Here is a 19,639-nt window from a genome sequence, read left to right as displayed (position 1 = left end):
TTTCATCCGCTTTCAGTCAGTTAGCCTAAAATAGTTAGGTCGATAACGAAAATTCAACTGAGAGCAGGGGAAAACACCATGCAAAATAAATTACTGATCGCTTCCGTTCTGGCTGCCACCGCAATGTTTACCGTCGCGGGCTGTTCGTCCAATCAGGCAGTAAAAACCACCGATGGTAAAACCATCGTGACTGACGGGAAACCGCAGGTGGATGACGATACCGGCCTGGTGTCGTACAAAAACGCCGAAACCGGTCAAACTGAACAGATTAATCGCGACCAGGTGAAATCCATGGGCGAGCTGGATAACTAATTCAGAATTCTGACGTAAGCCCGTCAATAATATTCACTATTAGCCTGTTGAATTACTGTCTACACTCTTCTGGTAAAAGAAGGCAGTAAAACAACAGGCTACTCAATGATTCTGATAATTTATGCGCACCCTTATCCGCAGCACTCGCATGCGAATAAGCGGATGCTTGAGCAGGCAAGGACGCTCGAAAACGTAGAGATACGTTCCCTCTATCAACTCTATCCCGATTTTAATATTGATATCGCCGCTGAACAGGAGGCGCTCTCCCGTGCCGATCTGATCGTCTGGCAGCACCCGATGCAGTGGTACAGCACGCCGCCGCTCCTGAAGCTGTGGATTGATAAAGTCTTCTCCCACGGCTGGGCTTACGGCCACAACGGCAATGCGCTAAAAGGCAAAAGCCTGATGTGGGCGGTTACCACCGGCGGTGGGGAAAGCCACTTTGATATTGGTACCTTCCCGGGGTTTGACGTCCTGGCGCAGCCGCTGCAGGCTACGGCGCTTTACTGCGGGCTGAACTGGCTCCCGCCTTTTGCGATGCATTGCACCTTTGTTTGCGACGATGAAACGCTGCAGGCGCAGGCTCGCCATTATAAACAACGCTTACTCGAGTGGCAGGAGACGCACCATGGATAGCCATACGCTGATACAGGCGCTGATTTATCTCGGCGCGGCGGCGCTGATTGTGCCGGTGGCGGTACGTCTGGGGCTGGGGTCGGTTCTCGGCTACCTGATTGCGGGCTGCGTCATTGGGCCCTGGGGCTTTCGACTGGTAACGGATGCGGAGGCGATCCTCCATTTCGCTGAAATTGGCGTCGTGCTGATGCTGTTTGTGATTGGTCTGGAGCTTGATCCGCAGAGGTTATGGAAACTTCGCGCCTCGGTATTTGGCGGAGGCGCGCTGCAGATGGTGGCCTGCGGCCTGCTGCTCGGTGGGTTCTGCATCCTGTTGGGCATGGACTGGAAAGTAGCGGAGCTTATCGGCATGACGCTGGCGCTCTCCTCGACGGCCATCGCCATGCAGGCGATGAACGAGCGAAATCTGACGGTCTCGCAGATGGGACGCAGCGCGTTCTCGGTGCTGCTGTTCCAGGATATCGCCGCTATTCCGCTGGTGGCGATGATCCCGTTGCTGGCGGCAAGCGGCTCATCCACGACGCTGGGGGCGTTTGCGCTGTCGGCATTAAAAGTCGTGGGGGCGCTGGCGCTGGTGGTCCTGCTTGGCCGCTACGTGACCCGCCCGTTACTGCGGTTTGTTGCCCGTTCAGGCCTGCGAGAAGTGTTCAGCGCCGTGGCGCTGTTCCTGGTGTTTGGCTTTGGTTTGCTGCTGGAGGAAGCCGGACTGTCGATGGCGATGGGGGCGTTCCTTGCAGGCGTTCTGCTGGCGAGCTCTGAATATCGTCACGCCCTGGAAAGCGATATCGAGCCGTTCAAAGGGCTGCTGCTGGGGCTGTTTTTCATCGGCGTGGGGATGTCTGTCGACTTCGGCACGCTGGTCACGCACCCGCTGCGGATCGTCATCCTGCTCGTCGGTTTCCTGATCATTAAAATGGCGATGCTGTGGCTAATTGCGCGTCCATTGAAGGTGCCGAACAAGCAGCGCCGCTGGTTTGCCGTACTGCTGGGTCAGGGGAGCGAATTTGCATTCGTGGTCTTTGGTGCCGCGCAGATGGCAAACGTGCTCGATCCCGAGTGGGCGAAAGCGCTGACGCTGGCGGTCGCGCTGTCGATGGCGGCAACGCCTGTTCTACTGGTGGTGCTGACGCGTCTGGAAAAATCAGGCAGCGAGCAGGAGCGCGAAGCCGACGAGATCGATGAGGAGCAGCCGCGCGTCATCATCGCCGGATTTGGTCGCTACGGGCAGATCGTCGGGCGTTTACTGCTGTCAAGCGGGGTGAAAATGGTGATTCTCGATCACGATCCTGACCATGTCGATACCCTGCGTAAATTTGATATGAAGGTGTTTTACGGCGATGCGACTCGCGTCGATCTGCTGGAATCCGCCGGGGCGGCAAAAGCTGAGGTATTGATTAACGCCATTGACGATCCTGAGACCAGCATGCAGATGGTGGAGCTGGTAAAAGAGCATTTTCCGGGGCTGACCATTATCTCCCGCGCGCGCGATGTGGATCATTACATCCGGCTGCGTCAGGCGGGCGTAGAGGCGCCGGAGCGTGAAACGTTCGAAGGCGCGCTGAAGTCTGGCCGCCTGGCGCTGGAGAATCTGGGGCTCGGCGCGTATGAAGCGCGCGAACGTGCGGACCTGTTCCGCCGCTTTAACACCGGGATGGTGGAAGAGATGGCGGCGATGGCCGGCAGTACGGCCACGGAGCGTGCGGCGGTGTTTAAACGCACCAGCGCCATGCTGACAGAAATCATTAACGAGGACCGCAATCACCTGTCGCTGATCCAACGTCATGGCTGGCAGGGCACGGAAGAGGGCAAGCATACCGGCGATCCGGCTGACGAGCCCGAGAGTAAACCTTCCGCGTGAAGTGGAGTTGCCAGCAATAATAAAAAATTTCTTTATCTTTACTCTGCCGCCAGTCGACGAAAGATTAAGCTTTCCGTATAGTGGCGGCAATTTTTTGCATCCGGGAAATTTTCAATGATCAGTCTGATTGCAGCGCTGGCGGTGGACCGCGTTATCGGTATGGAAAATGCCATGCCGTGGAACCTGCCTGCCGATCTCGCATGGTTTAAACGTACTACGTTAAACAAGCCGGTAGTGATGGGCCGCCTGACCTGGGAGTCGATTGGTCGTCCATTGCCGGGCCGTAAGAATATCGTTATCAGTAGCCAGCCGGGCACTGACGATCGCGTCGAATGGGTTAAGTCCGTTGATGAAGCGATTGCCGCCTGCGGTGACGCCGAAGAGATCATGGTGATCGGCGGCGGCCGCGTGTATGAGCAGTTCCTGCCAAAAGCGCAGAAGCTGTATCTGACCCACATTGATGCGGAAGTGGAAGGGGACACCCATTTCCCGGATTACGATCCGGACGAGTGGGAATCGGTATTCAGCGAGTTCCACGACGCGGATGCACAGAACTCCCACAGCTACTGCTTCGAGATTCTGGAACGTCGTTAAGTGATGTCCCTCTCCCGTCCGGGAGAGGGAATGATTCAGGAGGCAACGGCCTCACTTCCCCCTAAGTCCAGCTGTCGGTTGGACGGCTGAACAAAGTAAGTTTTATCTTCCCAGCGTAAGCAGGTCAACTCTCCGCCCCAGCAGCATCCGGTATCCAGACCGTAGATCCCGTCCGGCGTGCCTTTTCCTTCCAGCGCAGCCCAGTGGCCAAAGACGACATTGTACTCGCTTGTCACGGGGCCAGGAATGGCAAACCACGGTTTGAGCGGGGCAGGCGCGCTTTCCGGCGTCTCTTTGGAATACATGTCCAGCTGCCCGTTCGGGAAGCAGAAACGCATGCGCGTAAAAGCGTTGGTAATAAAGCGCAGGCGGGCCAGACCGCTGAGATCCTCGCTCCAGTGATTCGGCATATCGCCGTACATGGCATCAAGGAAGAAGGGGTACGAGTCGCTCGCCAGCACCGCCTCAACGTCACGCGCGCAGGTTTTAGCCGTCTCAAGATCCCATTGCGGGGTGATCCCGGCATGAGCCATGACCAGCTTTTTCTCCTCATCGACCTGCAGTAAAGGCTGGCGGCGCAGCCAGTTAATCAGTTCGTCCGCGTCTGGCGCATCCAGCAGGGGAGAGAGGCGATCTTTAGGTTTGTTGCGGCTGATCCCGGCAAATACGGCCAACAGGTGAAGATCGTGATTGCCCAGCACCATGCGCACGCTGTCGCCCAGAGATTTGACGAAACGTAAAACCTCAAGCGAGCCCGGGCCACGCGCGACTAAATCGCCCGTCAGCCAGAGCGTGTCCTGTCCTGGCGTAAAGTCGACCTGTTTTAACAATGCGATCAGTTCATCGTAGCAACCGTGAACGTCGCCAATCAGATATGTAGACATTAGATTAATGAATGAGTGTGGTTACGGCGAGACGGAACACAGGAATAGCAACGCGGAACACATTGCCATCGACGTCGACCATTTCATAATGGCCTTGCATGGTACCCAGAGGCGTTTCAATTACCGCGCCGCTGGTGTACTGATACTCTTCGCCAGGGGCGATGTGGGGCTGTTCACCGACCACACCTTCACCCTGAACTTCAATTTCGCGGCCATTGCCGTTGGTGATAAGCCAGTAGCGCCCGCGCAGCTGCACGGGCATCCGCCCCAGATTGCGAATGGTCACGGTGTAAGCAAAGACAAAACGCTCTTCATCCGGCGAGGATTGCGATTCAACATAGACGCTTTGTACATGGACACATACGCGGGGCGAATCAATCATGGCTTAACTCTCCTTCGGCGGCGCATTTTCGCTGATGTAATTAGCCAGCTTGCAGTACTGCTCTACGGAAATGTTTTCCGCACGCATTGCCGGGTCGATCCCCAGCTCTGCTAACACCTCAACGGTAAACGAATTGCTCAGACTGTTACGGATCGTTTTACGGCGCTGGTTAAAGGCTTCCGTGGTGATGCGGCTCAGTACACGCAGATCTTTAACCGGATACGGTTTCGTTTTGTGCGGCACAAGGCGCACAACCGCAGAATCTACTTTCGGTGGCGGCGTGAACGCTGATGGCGGTACTTCGAGTACCGGGATCACGTTGCAGTAATATTGTGCCATCACGCTTAAACGACCATACGCTTTACTGTTCGGCCCTGCAACCAGACGGTTAACAACCTCTTTTTGCAACATGAAGTGCATGTCGGCAATGGCATCAGTATAGCTAAAGAGGTGGAACATTAGCGGCGTGGAGATGTTATACGGCAGGTTGCCGAACACGCGCAGCGGCTGGCCCATTTTTTCCGACAGTTCGCCAAAGTTCATGGTCATGGCATCCTGCTGATAGATGGTCAGCTTTGGTCCGAGGAACGGGTGCGTTTGCAGGCGTGCGGCCAGGTCGCGGTCCAGTTCGATAACGGTCAGCTCGTCGAGGCGTTCGCCTACCGGCTCGGTCAGTGCGGCAAGGCCCGGGCCGATTTCGACCATAGCCTGGCCCTTCTGCGGATTAATAGCAGACACGATGCTGTCGATCACGAACTGATCGTTGAGAAAGTTTTGCCCGAAGCGTTTACGGGCTAAGTGGCCCTGATGGACTCGATTAGTCATTGAGTATTAACAATCATTTTGATGGCGAGATTAAGCGCCGTAATAAAACTGCCGACATCCGCTTTCCCGTGGCCTGCCAGATCCAGCGCAGTGCCGTGGTCAACGGACGTTCGAATAAAGGGTAAACCGAGGGTGATATTCACCCCGCGGCCAAAGCCCTGGTATTTTAGCACGGGCAGACCCTGATCGTGGTACATCGCGAGGACGGCGTCGGCATTATCCAGGTATTTTGGCTGGAAAAGGGTGTCCGCAGGCAGCGGCCCGCTGAGATTCATCCCTTTGGCGCGCATTTCTTCAAGCACCGGAATAATGGTGTCGATCTCTTCGGTACCCATGTGACCCCCTTCACCCGCGTGCGGATTGAGGCCGCAGACCAGAACGTGCGGCCGCTTGATGCCGAACTTCGTTTGCAGGTCGTGATGCAGGATCCCGATGATCTCCCGCAGCAGTTCCGGGGTGATGGCATCAGGAATGGCCTTGATCGGTAGATGGGTGGTCACGAGAGCAACGCGCATCGCTTCCGTCGCCAGCATCATCACCACTTTCGGGCTGTGCGAGCGCTCTTCGAAGAACTCGGTATGCCCGGTAAAAGGGATGCCCGCTTCGTTGATGACGCCCTTATGCACGGGGCCGGTGATCAGAGCGGCAAACTCCCCCTTCAGGCAACCGTCGCAGGCGCGGGCAAGGGTTTCCACGACGTAGTGGCCATTTTCCGTGCTGAGCTTGCCTGGAATAACGGGTGTACGAAGGGGAACAGAAAGAAGAGTGAGCGTACCGGCCTGCTGTGGTGCGGGCTGTTGGCCTTCAACGTAAGGGATGAGCGTTAAGGGCAGACCGAGCAGATTCGCCCGGTCTTGTAACAGTGTTGCATCCGCGCAGACAACCAGTTCTACTGGCCAGCTGCGCTGGGCGAGCTGGACAACGAGGTCAGGCCCAATCCCGGCGGGTTCGCCGGGAGTGATAACAACACGATGCTGTTTCATTAGTTGCTCAGGACTTTCACGTAAGCACTGGCGCGCTGTTCCTGCATCCAGGTTGCCGCTTCTTCGGAGAACTTACGGTTAAACAGCATACGATAGGCTCTGTCTTTCTGCGCCGCATCCGTTTTGTCCACGTTGCGGGTGTCCATCAGCTCGATCAGATGCCAGCCAAATGAAGAGTGAACCGGGGCACTGATCTGGCCTTTATTCAGCTTCATCAGCGCATCGCGGAAGGCAGGATCGTAAATGTCCGCAGCCGCCCAGCCCAGATCGCCGCCCTGGTTCGCAGAGCCAGGATCCTGAGAGAACTCTTTCGCTGCATTGGCAAACGACGTTTTACCGCTCTTAATATCTGCGGCAATTTGCTCCAGCTTCGCACGCGCCTGATCGTCAGTCATGATCGGTGACGGCTTCAGCAGAATGTGGCGAGCGTGAACTTCAGTCACGGAGATATTCTGGCTCTGACCGCGCAGATCGTTCACTTTCAGAATGTGGAATCCCACCCCTGAACGGATTGGACCGACGATATCGCCTTTCTTCGCCGTGCTCAGCGCCTGAGCAAAGATAGATGGCAGCTCCTGGATACGTCCCCAGCCCATCTGGCCGCCTTTCAGGGCCTGTTGGTCAGCAGAGTAGGTGATAGCCAGCTTGCCAAAGTCGCCGCCGTTACGCGCCTGGTCGACAATTGAACGTGCCTGACTTTCTGCTTCCGCAGCCTGATCGGACGTTGGGTTCTCTGGCAGTGGGATCAGAATGTGGCTCAGGTTCAGCTCTGTGCTCGCATCGTTCTGGTTGCCCACCTGTTTTGCCAGCGCATCCACTTCCTGCGGCAGGATCGTGACGCGACGACGCACTTCGTTGTTACGCACTTCTGAAATCAGCATCTCTTTACGGATCTGGTTACGGTAGGTAGCGTAGCTGATGCCGTCATAGGCCAGACGGCTGCGCATCTGGTCCGGCGACATGTTGTTCTGCTTTGCAATGTTAGCGATAGCCTGATCGAGCTGCTCGTCGGTCACCTTCACGCCCATTTTCTGACCCATCTGCAGGATAATCTGATCCATGATCAGACGCTCCAGGATTTGGTGGCGCAGCGTGGCGTCATCCGGAAGTTGCTGACCCGCTTCGCCCGAATTGAGCTTCACGGATTTCATCAGACCATCAACGTCACTTTCGAGCACGACGCCGTTGTTAACGACAGCGGCGACCTTATCAACAACCTGGGGGGCCGCGAAGCTGGTATTCGCAACCATAGCGACACCAAGCAGCAGCGTTTTCCAGTTCTTCATACTTTTTCCATTTCAATTAACCGCAAAGCGGATTACGTTGTAAATCAAGCACATTACAAAGAACTACTGTACGGCAGAATGTTCGAACGCAGCATCTGATGCGTGCCCAGGCCGTAGTTGGAGCTCAGGCCGCGCAGTTCGACATTAAAGCCAATCACGTTATCGTATTTGCTCTGATTGTTTACAGTGTCCCAGCCGTTAAGCTTACGCTCGTAACCGACGCGCAGCGCGTAACAGCAGGAGTTATATTGCAGACCTACCATCTGGTCCGCTGGCTTATTCGCGTTAGTGTCAAAGTAGTAAGCGCCTACGATTGACCAGCGGTCGGCGATAGGCCAGCTTGCTGCACCACCAACCTGCGAGATGCCGTCTTTATACTGTTCTGCGCCTGCATAAGAAGGCAATGTTGCCTGAATATATTCCGGACTGGCATAACGATACGTCAACTGTACCATGCGGTCTTCATCGCGACGGTACTCAATAGCGGCACTGCTTGTGGCGATATTATCGAGGCGAGTGTCATATTGCACACCACCACGCAGGCCCCAACGGTCAGTCATGCGCCAGTACGTATCTCCCGCCCATACCAGCGATCCCGTTTTGTTGTCTTTCTCCCACTGAATGTTGTCATCACCGGTACGTGACTCGGTGAAATAGTAGATTTGACCAACAGAAACGTTAAAACGTTCAACGGCGGCATCATCATAAACGCGTGTTGTGACGCCGGTCGTTAACTGGTTAGCGGATGCGATACGGTCCAGACCGCCGTAAGTACGATCGCGGAACAGGCCGCTGTAGTCAGACTGCAGTAAAGACGAGTCGTAGTTCTGAATCTTGCTCTGATCGCGATACGGCACGTACAAATACTGCATACGCGGCTCAAGCGTCTGGGTATAACCATCCGCCAGCAGGCCCATATCACGCTCGAAGATCAGCTTCCCGTCCATTTTGAACTGCGGGAGCGTTCGGTTAACCGACTCTTCCAGATGCGCATTGTTCGTGGTGTTGTAATTATCAACATTTTTTTGCTGATAGTGCGTCGCCATCAGTTTGGCTTCGGTATTCAGGCTTGCCCAGTCGTTAGACCACGGCAAATTGATCGTCGGCTCCAGGTGAATACGCGTAGCTTCCGGCATGTCCGAATCCGTGTTCACGAAATGTACCGCCTGAGCGTAAACCCGGGTGTCGAATGGACCTACATTATTCTGATACCAGTTAACGTCCAGCTGCGGCTCTGCACCATAGGTAGGCGTGGACTGATCAGAGAATACCTGGAACTGTTTGGTTGAGACGGTTGCATCAAAGTTCTGCACCGCATAGCCTACGCTGAACTTCTGCGTGGCATAGCCATCCGTGCTTGAACCGTATTTAGACGAAAAGTCGTTAAAATAAGATGAGTCGCTAACTTTGGTATAGTCAACGTTAAAGCGCCACACCTGATCCATCACTCCGGCATGCTGCCAGTAGAATAGCCAGCGGTGTTTATCGCCTTCTGTAGGATGCTCATCCTGGAAGACCTTATCCGACGGCAGATAATCCAGCTCCATCAGGCCAGCACCGGCCTGAGTCAGGTAGCGGAACTCGTTTTCCCACATGATGTTGCCGCGCTTGTGAATATAGTGCGGCGTGATCGTGGCGTCCATGTTGGGCGCGATGTTCCAGTAATACGGCAGGTAGAACTCAAAGTAGTTCGAGGTGCTGTATTTAGCATTCGGGATCAGGAAGCCCGAGCGACGCTTGTCACCCACGGGAAGCTGGAGATAAGGGCTGTAGAATACCGGCACCGGACCCAGCTTAAAGCGTGCGTTCCAGATCTCTGCGACCTGCTCTTCACGGTCATGGATAACTTCGCTCCCGACCACGCTCCAGGTATTTGAACCCGGCAGACATGATGTAAAGGAGCCATTCTCCAGAATCGTATAGCGGTTTTCACCGCGCTGTTTCATCAGGTCCGCTTTACCGCGTCCCTGGCGACCCACCATCTGGTAATCACCTTCCCAGACGTTAGTATCTTTGGTATTCAGGTTTGACCAGGCTTTCGGACCTTTCAGGATGACCTGATTGTCGTCATAGTGCACATTACCCAGCGCATCCACCGTTCGTACCGGCTCGACCGCGCCTTCCGGCTGCTTCTGGTGCAACTGCACTTCATCAGCCTGCAGGCGGCTATTGCCCTGGTTAATATCCACATTGCCCGTAAACGTGGCATTGTCAGGATAAGTACCTTTGGAGCTATCGGCAGTAATGGTTACCGGCAAGCTATTTGTATCGCCCTCCACCAGTGGGCGATTATAACTTGGGACGCCAAGCATACACTGCGAGGCGAGATCGGCCGCCAGCCCCTGTTGACTGTACAGGGCGGAGCCAATCATTGTGGCCAGGAGGGTGGGGATACGTTTTTTCATACGTTATATTTTATTGTTCCGTCATCAGTGGCTACGGCTTACAAACGCTCAGAGACTATCTTACTCATCAGCGCAGTACCAGCGTTAATCCTGCCCGTTTGCGCGCCAGAGTGTTAGGCTCGCTATCGAATGACGAGTATGATAAAGCAAATTATAGGCGATGTCCTTCAATTGACCGTGGCTTGAACACTGTGATGATGACGTTGCGTCGGCAGGGAATATGACTATCCGGGGAGTATATGCAGTATTGGGGTAAAATAATCGGCGTTGCGTTCGCCATCATCATGGGTGCCGGGTTCTGGGGAATTGTGCTTGGGCTTATCATTGGCCATATGTTTGATAAGGCACGCAGCCGCAAAATGGCCTGGTTTGCCAATCAGCGCGAGCGCCAGTCGCTCTTTTTCTCCACCACCTTTGAGGTCATGGGGCACTTAACCAAATCCAAAGGACGCGTGACCGAAGCGGATATTCAGATTGCCAGCGTTTTTATGGATCGCATGAACCTGCATGGTGAGTCCCGCCTGGCGGCGCAGAATGCGTTTCGCATCGGTAAATCGGATAACTATCCGCTGCGTGAAAAGATGCGCCAGTTCCGCAGCATCTGCTTCGGACGTTTTGATTTAATTCGGATGTTTCTGGAAATCCAAATCCAGGCGGCGTTTGCCGACGGCTCGCTTCATCCCAATGAACGCGATGTCCTGTACGTTATTGCGGAAGAGCTGGGTATCTCCCGTATGCAGTTTGACCAGTTCCTGCGCATGATGCAGGGCGGTGCCCAGTTTGGCGGCGGCTATCACCAGCAGTCTTCCGGCGGTGCATGGCAGCAGGCGCAGCGTGGCCCGACGCTGGAAGATGCCTGCAACGTGCTTGGCGTGAAGCCCACGGACGATCAAACCACGATTAAACGTGCTTACCGTAAGCTGATGAGCGAGCATCATCCTGACAAGCTGGTGGCGAAAGGCTTACCGCCGGAAATGATGGAGATGGCGAAGCAAAAAGCGCAGGAAATCCAGAAGGCGTACGAACTCATTAAAGAGAAGAAAGGTTTCAAATAAGAAAAAGCCCGACAATGTCGGGCTTTTTTTTCAGAAGTCCACCGGGGCTTTAAACGTCATCGCGTTACCGAAAGTAGGGTGGGTGATGGTGAGCGTCTGCGCATGGAGCTGCAGGCGTGGCGCTAACGCCAGGGCCTCTGGCGGGGCGTAGAAGCGGTCACCCAGAATCGGGTGACCCAGCGCAAGCATATGCACGCGCAGCTGGTGTGAACGTCCGGTAATCGGCTTAAGCAGGACGCGCGCGGTGTTATCCGGCGCGTACTCCAGCACTTCATATTCGGTTTGCGCGGCCTTGCCGGTTTCATAACACACCTTCTGCTTTGGCCTGTTCGGCCAGTCGCAAATCAGCGGTAAATCCACCAGCCCTTCCGCCTGCGCCGGGTGGCCCCAGACGCGGGCAACATACTGCTTCTTCGGCTCGCGCTCGCGGAACTGACGCTTCAGCTCGCGCTCCGCCGCTTTATTCAGCGCCACCACAATCACGCCGCTGGTGGCCATGTCCAGGCGATGTACGGACTCGGCCTGCGGATAATCGCGCTGAATGCGCGTCATCACGCTGTCCTTGTGCTCATCCAGACGGCCCGGCACGGACAACAGGCCGCTCGGTTTGTTGACCACCATAATGTGTTCATCCTGATACAGAATGACCAGCCAGGGATCCTGCGGCGGATTATACGGCTCCATCACCATCTTGCGCTCCGTTTACTGATGCGTCACAACGATAAGACGCAGGGCGTCGAGACGCCAGCTTGCCTGATTCAGGCTTTCCAGCACCTGCTGACGGTTGCTTTCAATTGCCGCCAGTTCGTCGTCGCGGATGTTCGGGTTGACCGCTTTTAACGCTTCCAGACGGGACAGCTCGGCAGACAGTTTCTCGTCGGCTTCATTGCGCGCGGCGTCAATCAGGTCTCGGGCCGCTTTTTCGATCTGGATTTCGCCCTGCTGGAGAATGGCGTGCACGTCCTGCTGCACCGCGTTCACCAGCTTGCTGCCGGTATGGCGGTTCACCGCGCTCAGCTGGCGGTTGAAGCTTTCGAACTCCACCTGTCCTGCCAGGTTCGTACCGTTTTTATCCAGCAGCAAACGCACCGGCGTTGGCGGCAGGAAGCGGTTGAGCTGAAGTTGTTTCGGCGCCTGTGCTTCCACAACATAGATCAGCTCCAGCAGCAGCGTGCCTACGGGCAGCGCCTTGTTTTTCAACAGGGAGATGGTGCTGCTGCCGGTATCACCGGAGAGGATCAGATCCAGCCCGTTGCGGATCAGCGGGTGTTCCCAGGTGATGAACTGAGCATCTTCGCGGGACAGCGCCACGTCACGCTCGAAGGTGATGGTACAGCCATCTTCCGGCAGGCCCGGGAAATCGGGCACCAGCATGTGGTCTGACGGGGTTAACACGATCAGGTTCTCGCCACGATCGTCCTGGTTAATCCCGACAATGTCGAACAGGTTCATGGAGAAGCCGATCAGGCTGGTGTCGTCATCTTGTTCTTCAATGCTCTCGGCAAGCGCCTGCGCTTTTTCGCCACCGTTGGAGTGGATCTCCAGCAGGCGGTCGCGCCCCTGTTCAAGCTGCGCCTTCAGCGCTTCATGTTTCTCGCGGCAGGATTTAATCAGATCGTCAAAACCGTCGGTATTTTCCGGTGCGGCCAGGTAACCGATCAGATCGCCATGCACCTGGTCATAAATGGTGCGGCCCGTCGGGCAGGTATGCTCAAACGCATCCAGACCTTCGTGGAACCAGCGCACCAGCACGGACTGAGCGGTTTTTTCCAGGTACGGCACGTGGATCTGAATATCATGCGCCTGGCCGATACGATCCAGACGGCCGATACGCTGCTCCAGCAGATCCGGGTTGAACGGCAGATCGAACATCACCAGATTGCTGGCGAACTGGAAGTTACGCCCTTCAGAACCGATTTCGGAGCACAGCATCACCTGCGCGCCGCTGTCCTCTTCACTGAACCACGCCGCCGCGCGGTCGCGCTCGACGATGGACATGCCTTCGTGGAACACGGCGGCACGAATGCCTTCGCGCTCGCGCAGAACCTGTTCCAGCTGCAGCGCGGTGGCAGCTTTGGCGCAGATCACCAGCACTTTCTGGGAGCGGTGCGCGGTCAGGTAGCCCATCAGCCACTCCACGCGCGGGTCGAAGTTCCACCAGGTGCCGGTATCGCCTTCAAATTCCTGATAAATCTGTTCCGGGTAGAGCATGTCACGCGCGCGCTCTTCCTGAGTTTTGCGCGCGCCCATAATGCCGGAGACTTTAATCGCCGTCTGATACTGCGTCGGCAGCGGGAGCTTGATGGTGTGCAGTTCGCGTTTCGGGAACCCTTTCACGCCGTTACGGGTGTTGCGGAACAGCACGCGGCTGGTGCCGTGACGGTCCATCAGCATGTCGATCAGCTCTTTACGCGCGGATCCCGCATTCTCGCTGTCGCTGTTCGCGGCCTGCAGCAGCGGTTCGATATCCTGCTCGCCAATCAGATCGCTCAGAGTGTTAAGTTCGTCGTTTGAGAGACGTTTACCCGCCAGCAGCAGCGCGACGGCATCCGCAACAGGACGGTAGTTGTTCTGCTCTTCCACGAACTGAGCGAAGTCGTGGAAACGGTTTGGATCGAGCAGGCGCAGACGGGCGAAGTGACTTTCCAGACCGAGCTGCTCCGGCGTTGCGGTCAGCAGCAGGACGCCGGGCACGCGCTCGGCAAGCTGTTCAATCGCCATATATTCGCGGCTTGGGGCATCTTCGCTCCACACCAGGTGGTGCGCTTCGTCGACGACCATCATGTCCCATTCGGCATCGCACAGATGCTCAAGACGCTGCTTGCTGCGGCGCACGAAATCCAGCGAGCAGATCACCAGCTGTTCGGTTTCAAACGGGTTGTCCGCGTCGTGCTGCGCTTCGGCATAGCGCTCGTCGTCGAACAGGGAGAAGCGCAGGTTAAAGCGGCGCAGCATCTCCACCAGCCACTGGTGCTGGAGGGTTTCAGGCACGACAATCAGCACGCGCTCGGCAGCGCCAGAGAGCAATTGCTGGTGCAGGATCATGCCTGCTTCGATGGTTTTGCCCAGGCCCACTTCGTCGGCAAGCAGCACGCGGGGCGCATGGCGACGGCCCACGTCATGGGCGATATTCAGCTGGTGGGGGATCAGGCTGGTGCGCTGACCGCGCAGGCCACTCCACGGCATGCGGTACTGTTCGCTCTGGAACTTACGCGCGCGGTAGCGCAGGGAGAAGCGATCCATACGGTCGATTTGCCCGGCAAACAGGCGGTCCTGCGGCTTGCTGAACACCAGTTTGCTGTCGAGCAGCACTTCACGCAGGATGACGTTCGTCTCTTCGGTATCAAGACGCGTTCCGATGTAGGCGAGCAGTCCATTCTCTTCTTTTACGTCTTCAACCTTTAGCTGCCAGCCTTCGTGGCTGGTCACGGTGTCGCCCGGATTGAACATTACGCGGGTCACAGGGGAGTCATTGCGGGCGTACAGGCGGTTTTCACCGGTAGCAGGGAAGAGGAGGGTAACCATGCGTGCATCAACGGCAACGACGGTTCCTAATCCAAGTTCGCTTTCTGTATCGCTGATCCAGCGTTGACCAAGTGTAAAAGGCATAGTTGTTCGGCTCTAATCTTTAATTGCAGGCAATAGTTCGACCCCCGTCAAAAAAGACGGTCATCGAAAAATGGGTCCGGGAATGGAAAGGGCGCTATGGTACTGGATGGCAGCCATTTCGTCACGCGTCAAAATAGGCCAAGTTGCCCTGTCACAAGTGTAGCAAAATCGTCGTCGATGAACGGTAAAATTCCCTCCGCAACCGGCTGAAGCTGGCGGGTCAGGTAGTGATCGTAATCGAGAGGCGACTGCTGGTAATCAACGGGCTCCGGCCCGTTCGTTGTCCAGACGTATTTTATCGTCCCCCGGTTCTGATACTGTGGCGCGCGGCCCCGGCGTACATTCTCTTCGTCCGCCAGGCGCGCGGCGCGCACGTGGGGCGGGACGTTGCGCTGGTACTCCGCCAGCGGGCGGCGCAGGCGCTTGCGATACACCAGCTGGTCATCCAGCTCGCCGGCCATCAGGCTGGCGATGGTTTCGCGGATGTAGTCCTGATAGGGCTCGTTGCGGAAGATCCGCAGATAGAGCGTCTTCTGGAACTGCTGGGCCAGCGGCGTCCAGTCAGTGCGCACCGTCTCCAGCCCCTTAAACACCATTCTCTGCTTTTCACCCTCCTGGATCAGCCCGGCGTAGCGCTTCTTGCTGCCCTGGTCAGTACCGCGGATGGTGGGCATTAAAAAGCGGGCAAAATGGGTTTCAAATTCCAGTTCTAATGCGCTGGTTAACCGCTCTTTTTGCAAATGTTCCTGCCACCAGTCGTTTACGAAGGCCACCAGTTCTTTGCCGATTCGTGAGGCGTCGTCTTCTGAATGTGCGCCCTTAAGCCACACAAAGGTTGAATCCGTGTCGCCGTAGATAACGTCATAGCCCCGGGATTCAATCAGCGCTTTGGTCTGACGCATGATGTCGTGTCCGCGCATGGTGATGGACGACGCCAGACGCGGATCGAAGAAGCGGCAGGCGCTGGTACCCAGCACGCCGTAGAAAGCGTTCATAATAATTTTCAGGGCCTGCGAGAGCGGCTTGTTGCCATGACGTTTCGCCTCGTCGCGGCCGTGCCAGATGTTCCCCACAATCTCCGGCAGACAGTGTTTTTCGCGCGAGAAGCGTGCCCCCAGAAAACCTTCGGTGCTGTGCGTATCGTCTGGCTGCGCCATCCCCTCCACCAGCCCCACCGGGTCAATAAGGAAAGTGCGGATAATTGACGGGTAGAGGCTTTTGTAGTCCAGCACCAGAACCGAATCATACAGTCCTGGGCGGGAGTCCATCACGTAGCCGCCGGGGCTGGCCTGCGGCGGTACGTCCCCGAGGTTGGGCGCAACATAGCCCGCACGGTGCATTCGTGGGAAATAGAGGTGGCTAAAGGCGGCTACCGAGCCGCCGTGCCTGTCAGCCGCGAGGCCATTTACCGTCGCGCGCTCCAGCAGGAACGGCATGATCTCGGTTTTGTGGAATATCTGCGTCACCAGCTCGCAGTCTTTCAGGTTATAGGTGGCGAGCGCCGGTTTGTCTTCGTTGAAGCGCCGGTCAATCTCGTCCATGCGGTCCCACGGATTGTCGATGGATTTGCCTTCACCGAGCAATTCCTGCGCTACCGCTTCCAGAGAGAAGGAGGAGAAATTCCAGAACGCGGATTTCAGCGCCTCGATGCCGTCGATAATCAGGCGGCCGTTGGCCTGCGCAAAGAATACGCCGTTCTTAAAGCCGTGCTCGCGCCACTCCAGCTCCGTATTTCCGCGCCCGAGCATCAGTGGGATGCGATACCGCTCTGCGTGTTTTTGCAGCACGCGCAGGTCAAACTGCACCACGTTCCAGCCGATCAGCACGTCCGGGTCGTGCTCGGCAAACCACTGGTTAAGCTTCTCCAGCAGCTGCGGTCGGCTGTTGACGTACTCAAGCTGAAAATCGAGCGCGGACGCATCGCCGTTCGGCGGCCCGAGCATATAGACAACCCGCTGCCCGCAGCCTTCCAGGCCGATGCAGTACAGTTCGCCGTGGCGGGTGGTTTCGATATCCAGGGAAACCCACTTTAGCGGGGGGCGATAATGTGGATTAGGCTTCAGGCGAGCGTTGATAAGGGTGCCGTTTTGCTCAGCGCCGTCAACCCAGACGGGGGCGGTAATAAACCGCTCCATCAGAAAGCGTTCCGGCGGCCGAATGTCCGCTTCGTAGAGCGTCACGCCCGCTTCGCGCAGCAGTTTTTCGTAGCGCATCAGCTGGCGATGGGCGCGGCAGTAAAGGCCATACACCGGCTGACGATGGAAATCTTTTAGCTCAAGAGGCGTGAGGCGCCAGCCGTTCTCATCGCGCAGCAGTTGTTTTACCTTCTCGACGTAATGTTCAGGGATAAACGCGACGGATTCCTGAGGAGGAAGCGTAACGTGCAGCGGGCCGTTATCTGTCGCCAGCCAGAACGCAACCTCGGTGCCCTGAGGGGTATCCCGCCAGTGTCGGGTTAGTAAAAAGCCTTCTTGCGCCTGTGCCACGCCGCCATCCCATAAAACAAAACCAGGCCTGATTATAGCCTGGTTGAATGTTTTATGCTGGGGATATATACAGTTTATTGTCCGTAATAGGCCTTCGCGCCGTGCTTGCGCAGGTAGTGTTTATCCAGCAGGGTTTGCTGCATATCCGGCAACTGCGGTGCCAGCTGGCGGCAGAAGATCCCCATGTAGGCGATTTCCTCCAGCACTATCGCGTTATGCACCGCGTCTTGCGCGTTTTTACCCCAGGCAAACGGGCCGTGGGAGTGCACCAGTACGCCGGGCATTTGCGCCGCGTCGATCCCCTGTTTTTCAAAGGTTTCGACGATCACGTTACCCGTTTCCCATTCGTACTCACCGTTAATCTCCGCATCGGTCATCAGACGCGTGCAGGGAATGGTGCCGTAAAAGTAGTCCGCGTGGGTGGTGCCGGTGGCCGGAATGGACTGGCCCGCCTGCGCCCAGATGGTCGCGTGACGCGAATGGGTATGCACGATGCCGCCGATAGTCGGGAAGGACTGATACAGCAGACGGTGGGTGGGCGTATCGGACGACGGTTTTTTGTTACCTTCCACCACTTCACCCGTTTCGATGCTGACCACGACCATATCCTCTGCGGTCATCACCGTGTAATCCACGCCCGAAGGCTTGATCACGAATACCCCTTTTTCCCGGTCAACGGCGCTGACGTTGCCCCAGGTCAGGGTCACCAGGTTATGTTTTGGCAGCGCCAGGTTGGCTTCAAGTACCTGACGTTTGAGATCTTCTAACATCGTTGTCTCCCTGCCCGGCGAGCGCAGCGCCACCGGGCATTACGTACTTAGCGTTTTGAACCGTAATAGACTTCGTTCCAGCGCAGCGCGTCTTTAAAGGCTGGCAGACGGGTGTCGTTATCAATCACGGTCAGCTCGATATCGTGCAGCTCGGCAAACTGGCGCATATCGTTCAGGTCCAGCGCGTGGCTGAAGACGGTATGGTGCGCGCCACCCGCCAGAATCCACGCCTCTGACGCGGTTGGCAGGTCCGGCTGCGCTTTCCACAAGGCATTGGCGACCGGCAGCTTCGGCAGAGAGTGCGGGGTTTCAACCGCATCGACGCAGTTCACCAGCAGGCGGAAGCGGTCGCCGAGGTCGATCAGGCTGGCGTTGATGGCCGGACCAGTACGGGTGTTGAAGATCAGACGGGCCGGATCCGCTTTGCCGCCGATGCCGAGGTACTGCACGTCAAGGATCGGTTTCTCTTCAACCGCGATGGAGGGACACACTTCCAGCATGTGCGAACCGAGCACCAGATCGTTGCCGTTCTCGAAGTGGTAGGTGTAGTCCTCCATAAAGGAGGTGCCGCCCTGCAGACCGGTCGACATCACCTTCATGATGCGAAGCAGAGCGGCAGTTTTCCAGTCGCCTTCACCCGCAAAGCCGTAGCCCTGCTGCATCAGACGTTGTACTGCCAGACCCGGCAGCTGTTTAAGGCCGTGCAGGTCTTCAAATGTAGTGGTAAAGGCGTGGAAGCCGCCCTGTTCCAGAAAACGCTTCATGCCCAGCTCAATGCGTGCGGCATCCAGCACGTTCTGGCGCTTGTCGCCGTTGATTTGCGCCGCAGGCGTCAGGCGGTAGCTGCTTTCGTACTCGTCCACCAGCGCGCTCACGTCGCCGTCGCTGATGTCATTCACCACCTGCACCAGGTCGCCCACCGCCCAGGTATTCACGGAGAAGCCGAACTTGATCTGCGCGGCCACTTTATCGCCGTCGGTCACCGCCACTTCACGCATGTTGTCGCCGAAACGCACCACTTTCAGGTGGCGGGTATCCTGCTTAGAGACCGCCTGACGCATCCAGGAGCCGATACGCTGTTGCGCCTTGCCGTCCTGCCAGTGGCCGGTGACCACAGCGTGCTGCTGGCGCATGCGCGCGCCGATGAAGCCAAACTCGCGGCCGCCGTGCGCGGTCTGGTTCAGGTTCATGAAGTCCATGTCGATGCTGTCCCACGGCAGGGAGGCATTGAACTGAGTGTGGAACTGCAGCAGCGGTTTGTTGAGGATTGCCAGGCCGTTGATCCACATTTTGGCCGGTGAGAAGGTGTGCAGCCACACGACCAGGCCGGCGCATTTGTCGTCGTAGTTGGCGTCACGGCAGATATTGGTGATTTCGTCCGGCGTCGTACCCAGCGGCTTCAGCACGAGTTTGCACGGCAGTTTGGCTTCCGCGTTCAGCGCGTTAACCACGTGCTCCGCGTGTTTCGTTACCTGCTGCAGCGCTTCCGGTCCGTACAGATGCTGGCTGCCAATCACAAACCACACTTCATAATTATTAAAAATGGTCATCATC

The 19,639-nt window shown here is 56.7% G+C and carries 16 protein-coding genes; 5 read left to right on the top strand and 11 right to left on the bottom strand.

The window, feature by feature from the left end; genetic code table 11:
- Positions 1–78: 78 nt before the first annotated feature.
- The 4 genes from IM273_RS12180 (at position 79) to folA (ending at position 3,400) form a co-directional block, all read left to right on the top strand.
- A complete protein-coding gene (locus IM273_RS12180; protein WP_003856439.1) occupies positions 79–312 on the top strand; it encodes a YgdI/YgdR family lipoprotein in 234 nt (77 codons plus the stop codon).
- A 105-nt stretch (positions 313–417) separates the two neighbouring features.
- Entirely contained in the window at positions 418–948 is a 531-nt protein-coding gene (gene kefF / locus IM273_RS12175) for a glutathione-regulated potassium-efflux system oxidoreductase KefF (RefSeq protein ID WP_059355617.1), read from the top strand.
- A complete protein-coding gene (kefC, locus tag IM273_RS12170; RefSeq protein ID WP_045259435.1) occupies positions 941–2,806 on the top strand; it encodes a glutathione-regulated potassium-efflux system protein KefC in 1,866 nt (621 codons plus the stop codon). Before kefF ends, kefC begins: the two co-directional genes overlap by 8 nt.
- Before the next feature lie 114 nt (positions 2,807–2,920).
- Complete coding sequence (folA, locus tag IM273_RS12165) at positions 2,921–3,400, top strand: type 3 dihydrofolate reductase (RefSeq protein ID WP_006173915.1); 480 nt, start codon at positions 2,921–2,923, stop codon at positions 3,398–3,400.
- 35 nt (positions 3,401–3,435) lie between these two features.
- On the opposite strand, the gene apaH is transcribed toward folA, so the two are convergent.
- From apaH to lptD, 6 genes are read right to left on the bottom strand one after another with little or no spacing between them, the layout of a single operon-like run.
- Positions 3,436–4,284, bottom strand: coding sequence for a bis(5'-nucleosyl)-tetraphosphatase (symmetrical) ApaH (gene apaH / locus IM273_RS12160; protein ID WP_048957865.1), 849 nt, complete (start codon positions 4,282–4,284; stop codon positions 3,436–3,438).
- 4 nt (positions 4,285–4,288) lie between these two features.
- The gene (gene apaG, locus IM273_RS12155; RefSeq protein WP_014882505.1) at positions 4,289–4,666 is read right to left on the bottom strand and encodes a Co2+/Mg2+ efflux protein ApaG; all 378 of its coding nucleotides are present in this window, start codon (positions 4,664–4,666) and stop codon (positions 4,289–4,291) included.
- A 3-nt stretch (positions 4,667–4,669) separates the two neighbouring features.
- Positions 4,670–5,491, bottom strand: a complete 822-nt coding sequence (gene rsmA, locus IM273_RS12150) for a 16S rRNA (adenine(1518)-N(6)/adenine(1519)-N(6))-dimethyltransferase RsmA (protein WP_028015479.1) — start codon at positions 5,489–5,491, stop codon at positions 4,670–4,672.
- Positions 5,488–6,474, bottom strand: coding sequence for a 4-hydroxythreonine-4-phosphate dehydrogenase PdxA (pdxA, locus tag IM273_RS12145; RefSeq protein ID WP_028015480.1), 987 nt, complete (start codon positions 6,472–6,474; stop codon positions 5,488–5,490). Before pdxA ends, rsmA begins: the two co-directional genes overlap by 4 nt.
- Positions 6,474–7,760 carry a peptidylprolyl isomerase SurA gene (gene surA / locus IM273_RS12140; RefSeq protein ID WP_028015481.1) on the bottom strand — a complete coding sequence of 429 codons (1,287 nt, stop codon included), beginning with the start codon at positions 7,758–7,760 and terminating at the stop codon, positions 6,474–6,476. The genes pdxA and surA overlap by 1 nt, the downstream gene beginning before the upstream one ends.
- Positions 7,761–7,813: 53 nt before the next feature.
- The gene (gene lptD / locus IM273_RS12135; protein WP_028015482.1) at positions 7,814–10,165 is read right to left on the bottom strand and encodes an LPS assembly protein LptD; all 2,352 of its coding nucleotides are present in this window, start codon (positions 10,163–10,165) and stop codon (positions 7,814–7,816) included.
- 239 nt (positions 10,166–10,404) lie between these two features.
- Between lptD and djlA the strand changes: the two genes are divergently transcribed.
- Complete coding sequence (gene djlA, locus IM273_RS12130) at positions 10,405–11,220, top strand: co-chaperone DjlA (RefSeq protein WP_028015483.1); 816 nt, start codon at positions 10,405–10,407, stop codon at positions 11,218–11,220.
- Positions 11,221–11,250: 30 nt separating this feature from the next.
- Here djlA and rluA read toward each other — a convergent pair whose 3' ends face one another.
- The 5 genes from rluA to araA all read right to left on the bottom strand — a co-directional run bounded on the left by rluA (position 11,251) and on the right by araA (position 19,635).
- On the bottom strand, positions 11,251–11,910 hold the full coding sequence (gene rluA, locus IM273_RS12125; RefSeq protein WP_028015484.1) for a bifunctional tRNA pseudouridine(32) synthase/23S rRNA pseudouridine(746) synthase RluA: 660 nt from the start codon (positions 11,908–11,910) through the stop codon (positions 11,251–11,253).
- A 12-nt stretch (positions 11,911–11,922) separates the two neighbouring features.
- Positions 11,923–14,829 carry an RNA polymerase-associated protein RapA gene (gene rapA / locus IM273_RS12120; protein WP_193050415.1) on the bottom strand — a complete coding sequence of 969 codons (2,907 nt, stop codon included), beginning with the start codon at positions 14,827–14,829 and terminating at the stop codon, positions 11,923–11,925.
- A gap of 128 nt (positions 14,830–14,957) precedes the next feature.
- Entirely contained in the window at positions 14,958–17,315 is a 2,358-nt protein-coding gene (gene polB, locus IM273_RS12115; protein WP_193050417.1) for a DNA polymerase II, read from the bottom strand.
- Between the two features lie 74 nt (positions 17,316–17,389).
- Entirely contained in the window at positions 17,390–18,085 is a 696-nt protein-coding gene (gene araD / locus IM273_RS12110; protein ID WP_028015487.1) for an L-ribulose-5-phosphate 4-epimerase, read from the bottom strand.
- Between the two features lie 47 nt (positions 18,086–18,132).
- On the bottom strand, positions 18,133–19,635 hold the full coding sequence (araA, locus tag IM273_RS12105) for an L-arabinose isomerase (RefSeq protein WP_048960667.1): 1,503 nt from the start codon (positions 19,633–19,635) through the stop codon (positions 18,133–18,135).
- Positions 19,636–19,639 lie beyond the last annotated feature (4 nt).

The organism is Enterobacter cloacae complex sp. P13B, from assembly GCF_014895915.1.
Lineage (GTDB): Bacteria > Pseudomonadota > Gammaproteobacteria > Enterobacterales > Enterobacteriaceae > Enterobacter > Enterobacter bugandensis.
The sequence above is the reverse complement of the archived record's forward strand: the minus strand, read 5'-3'. Positions and strand labels throughout refer to the sequence as shown.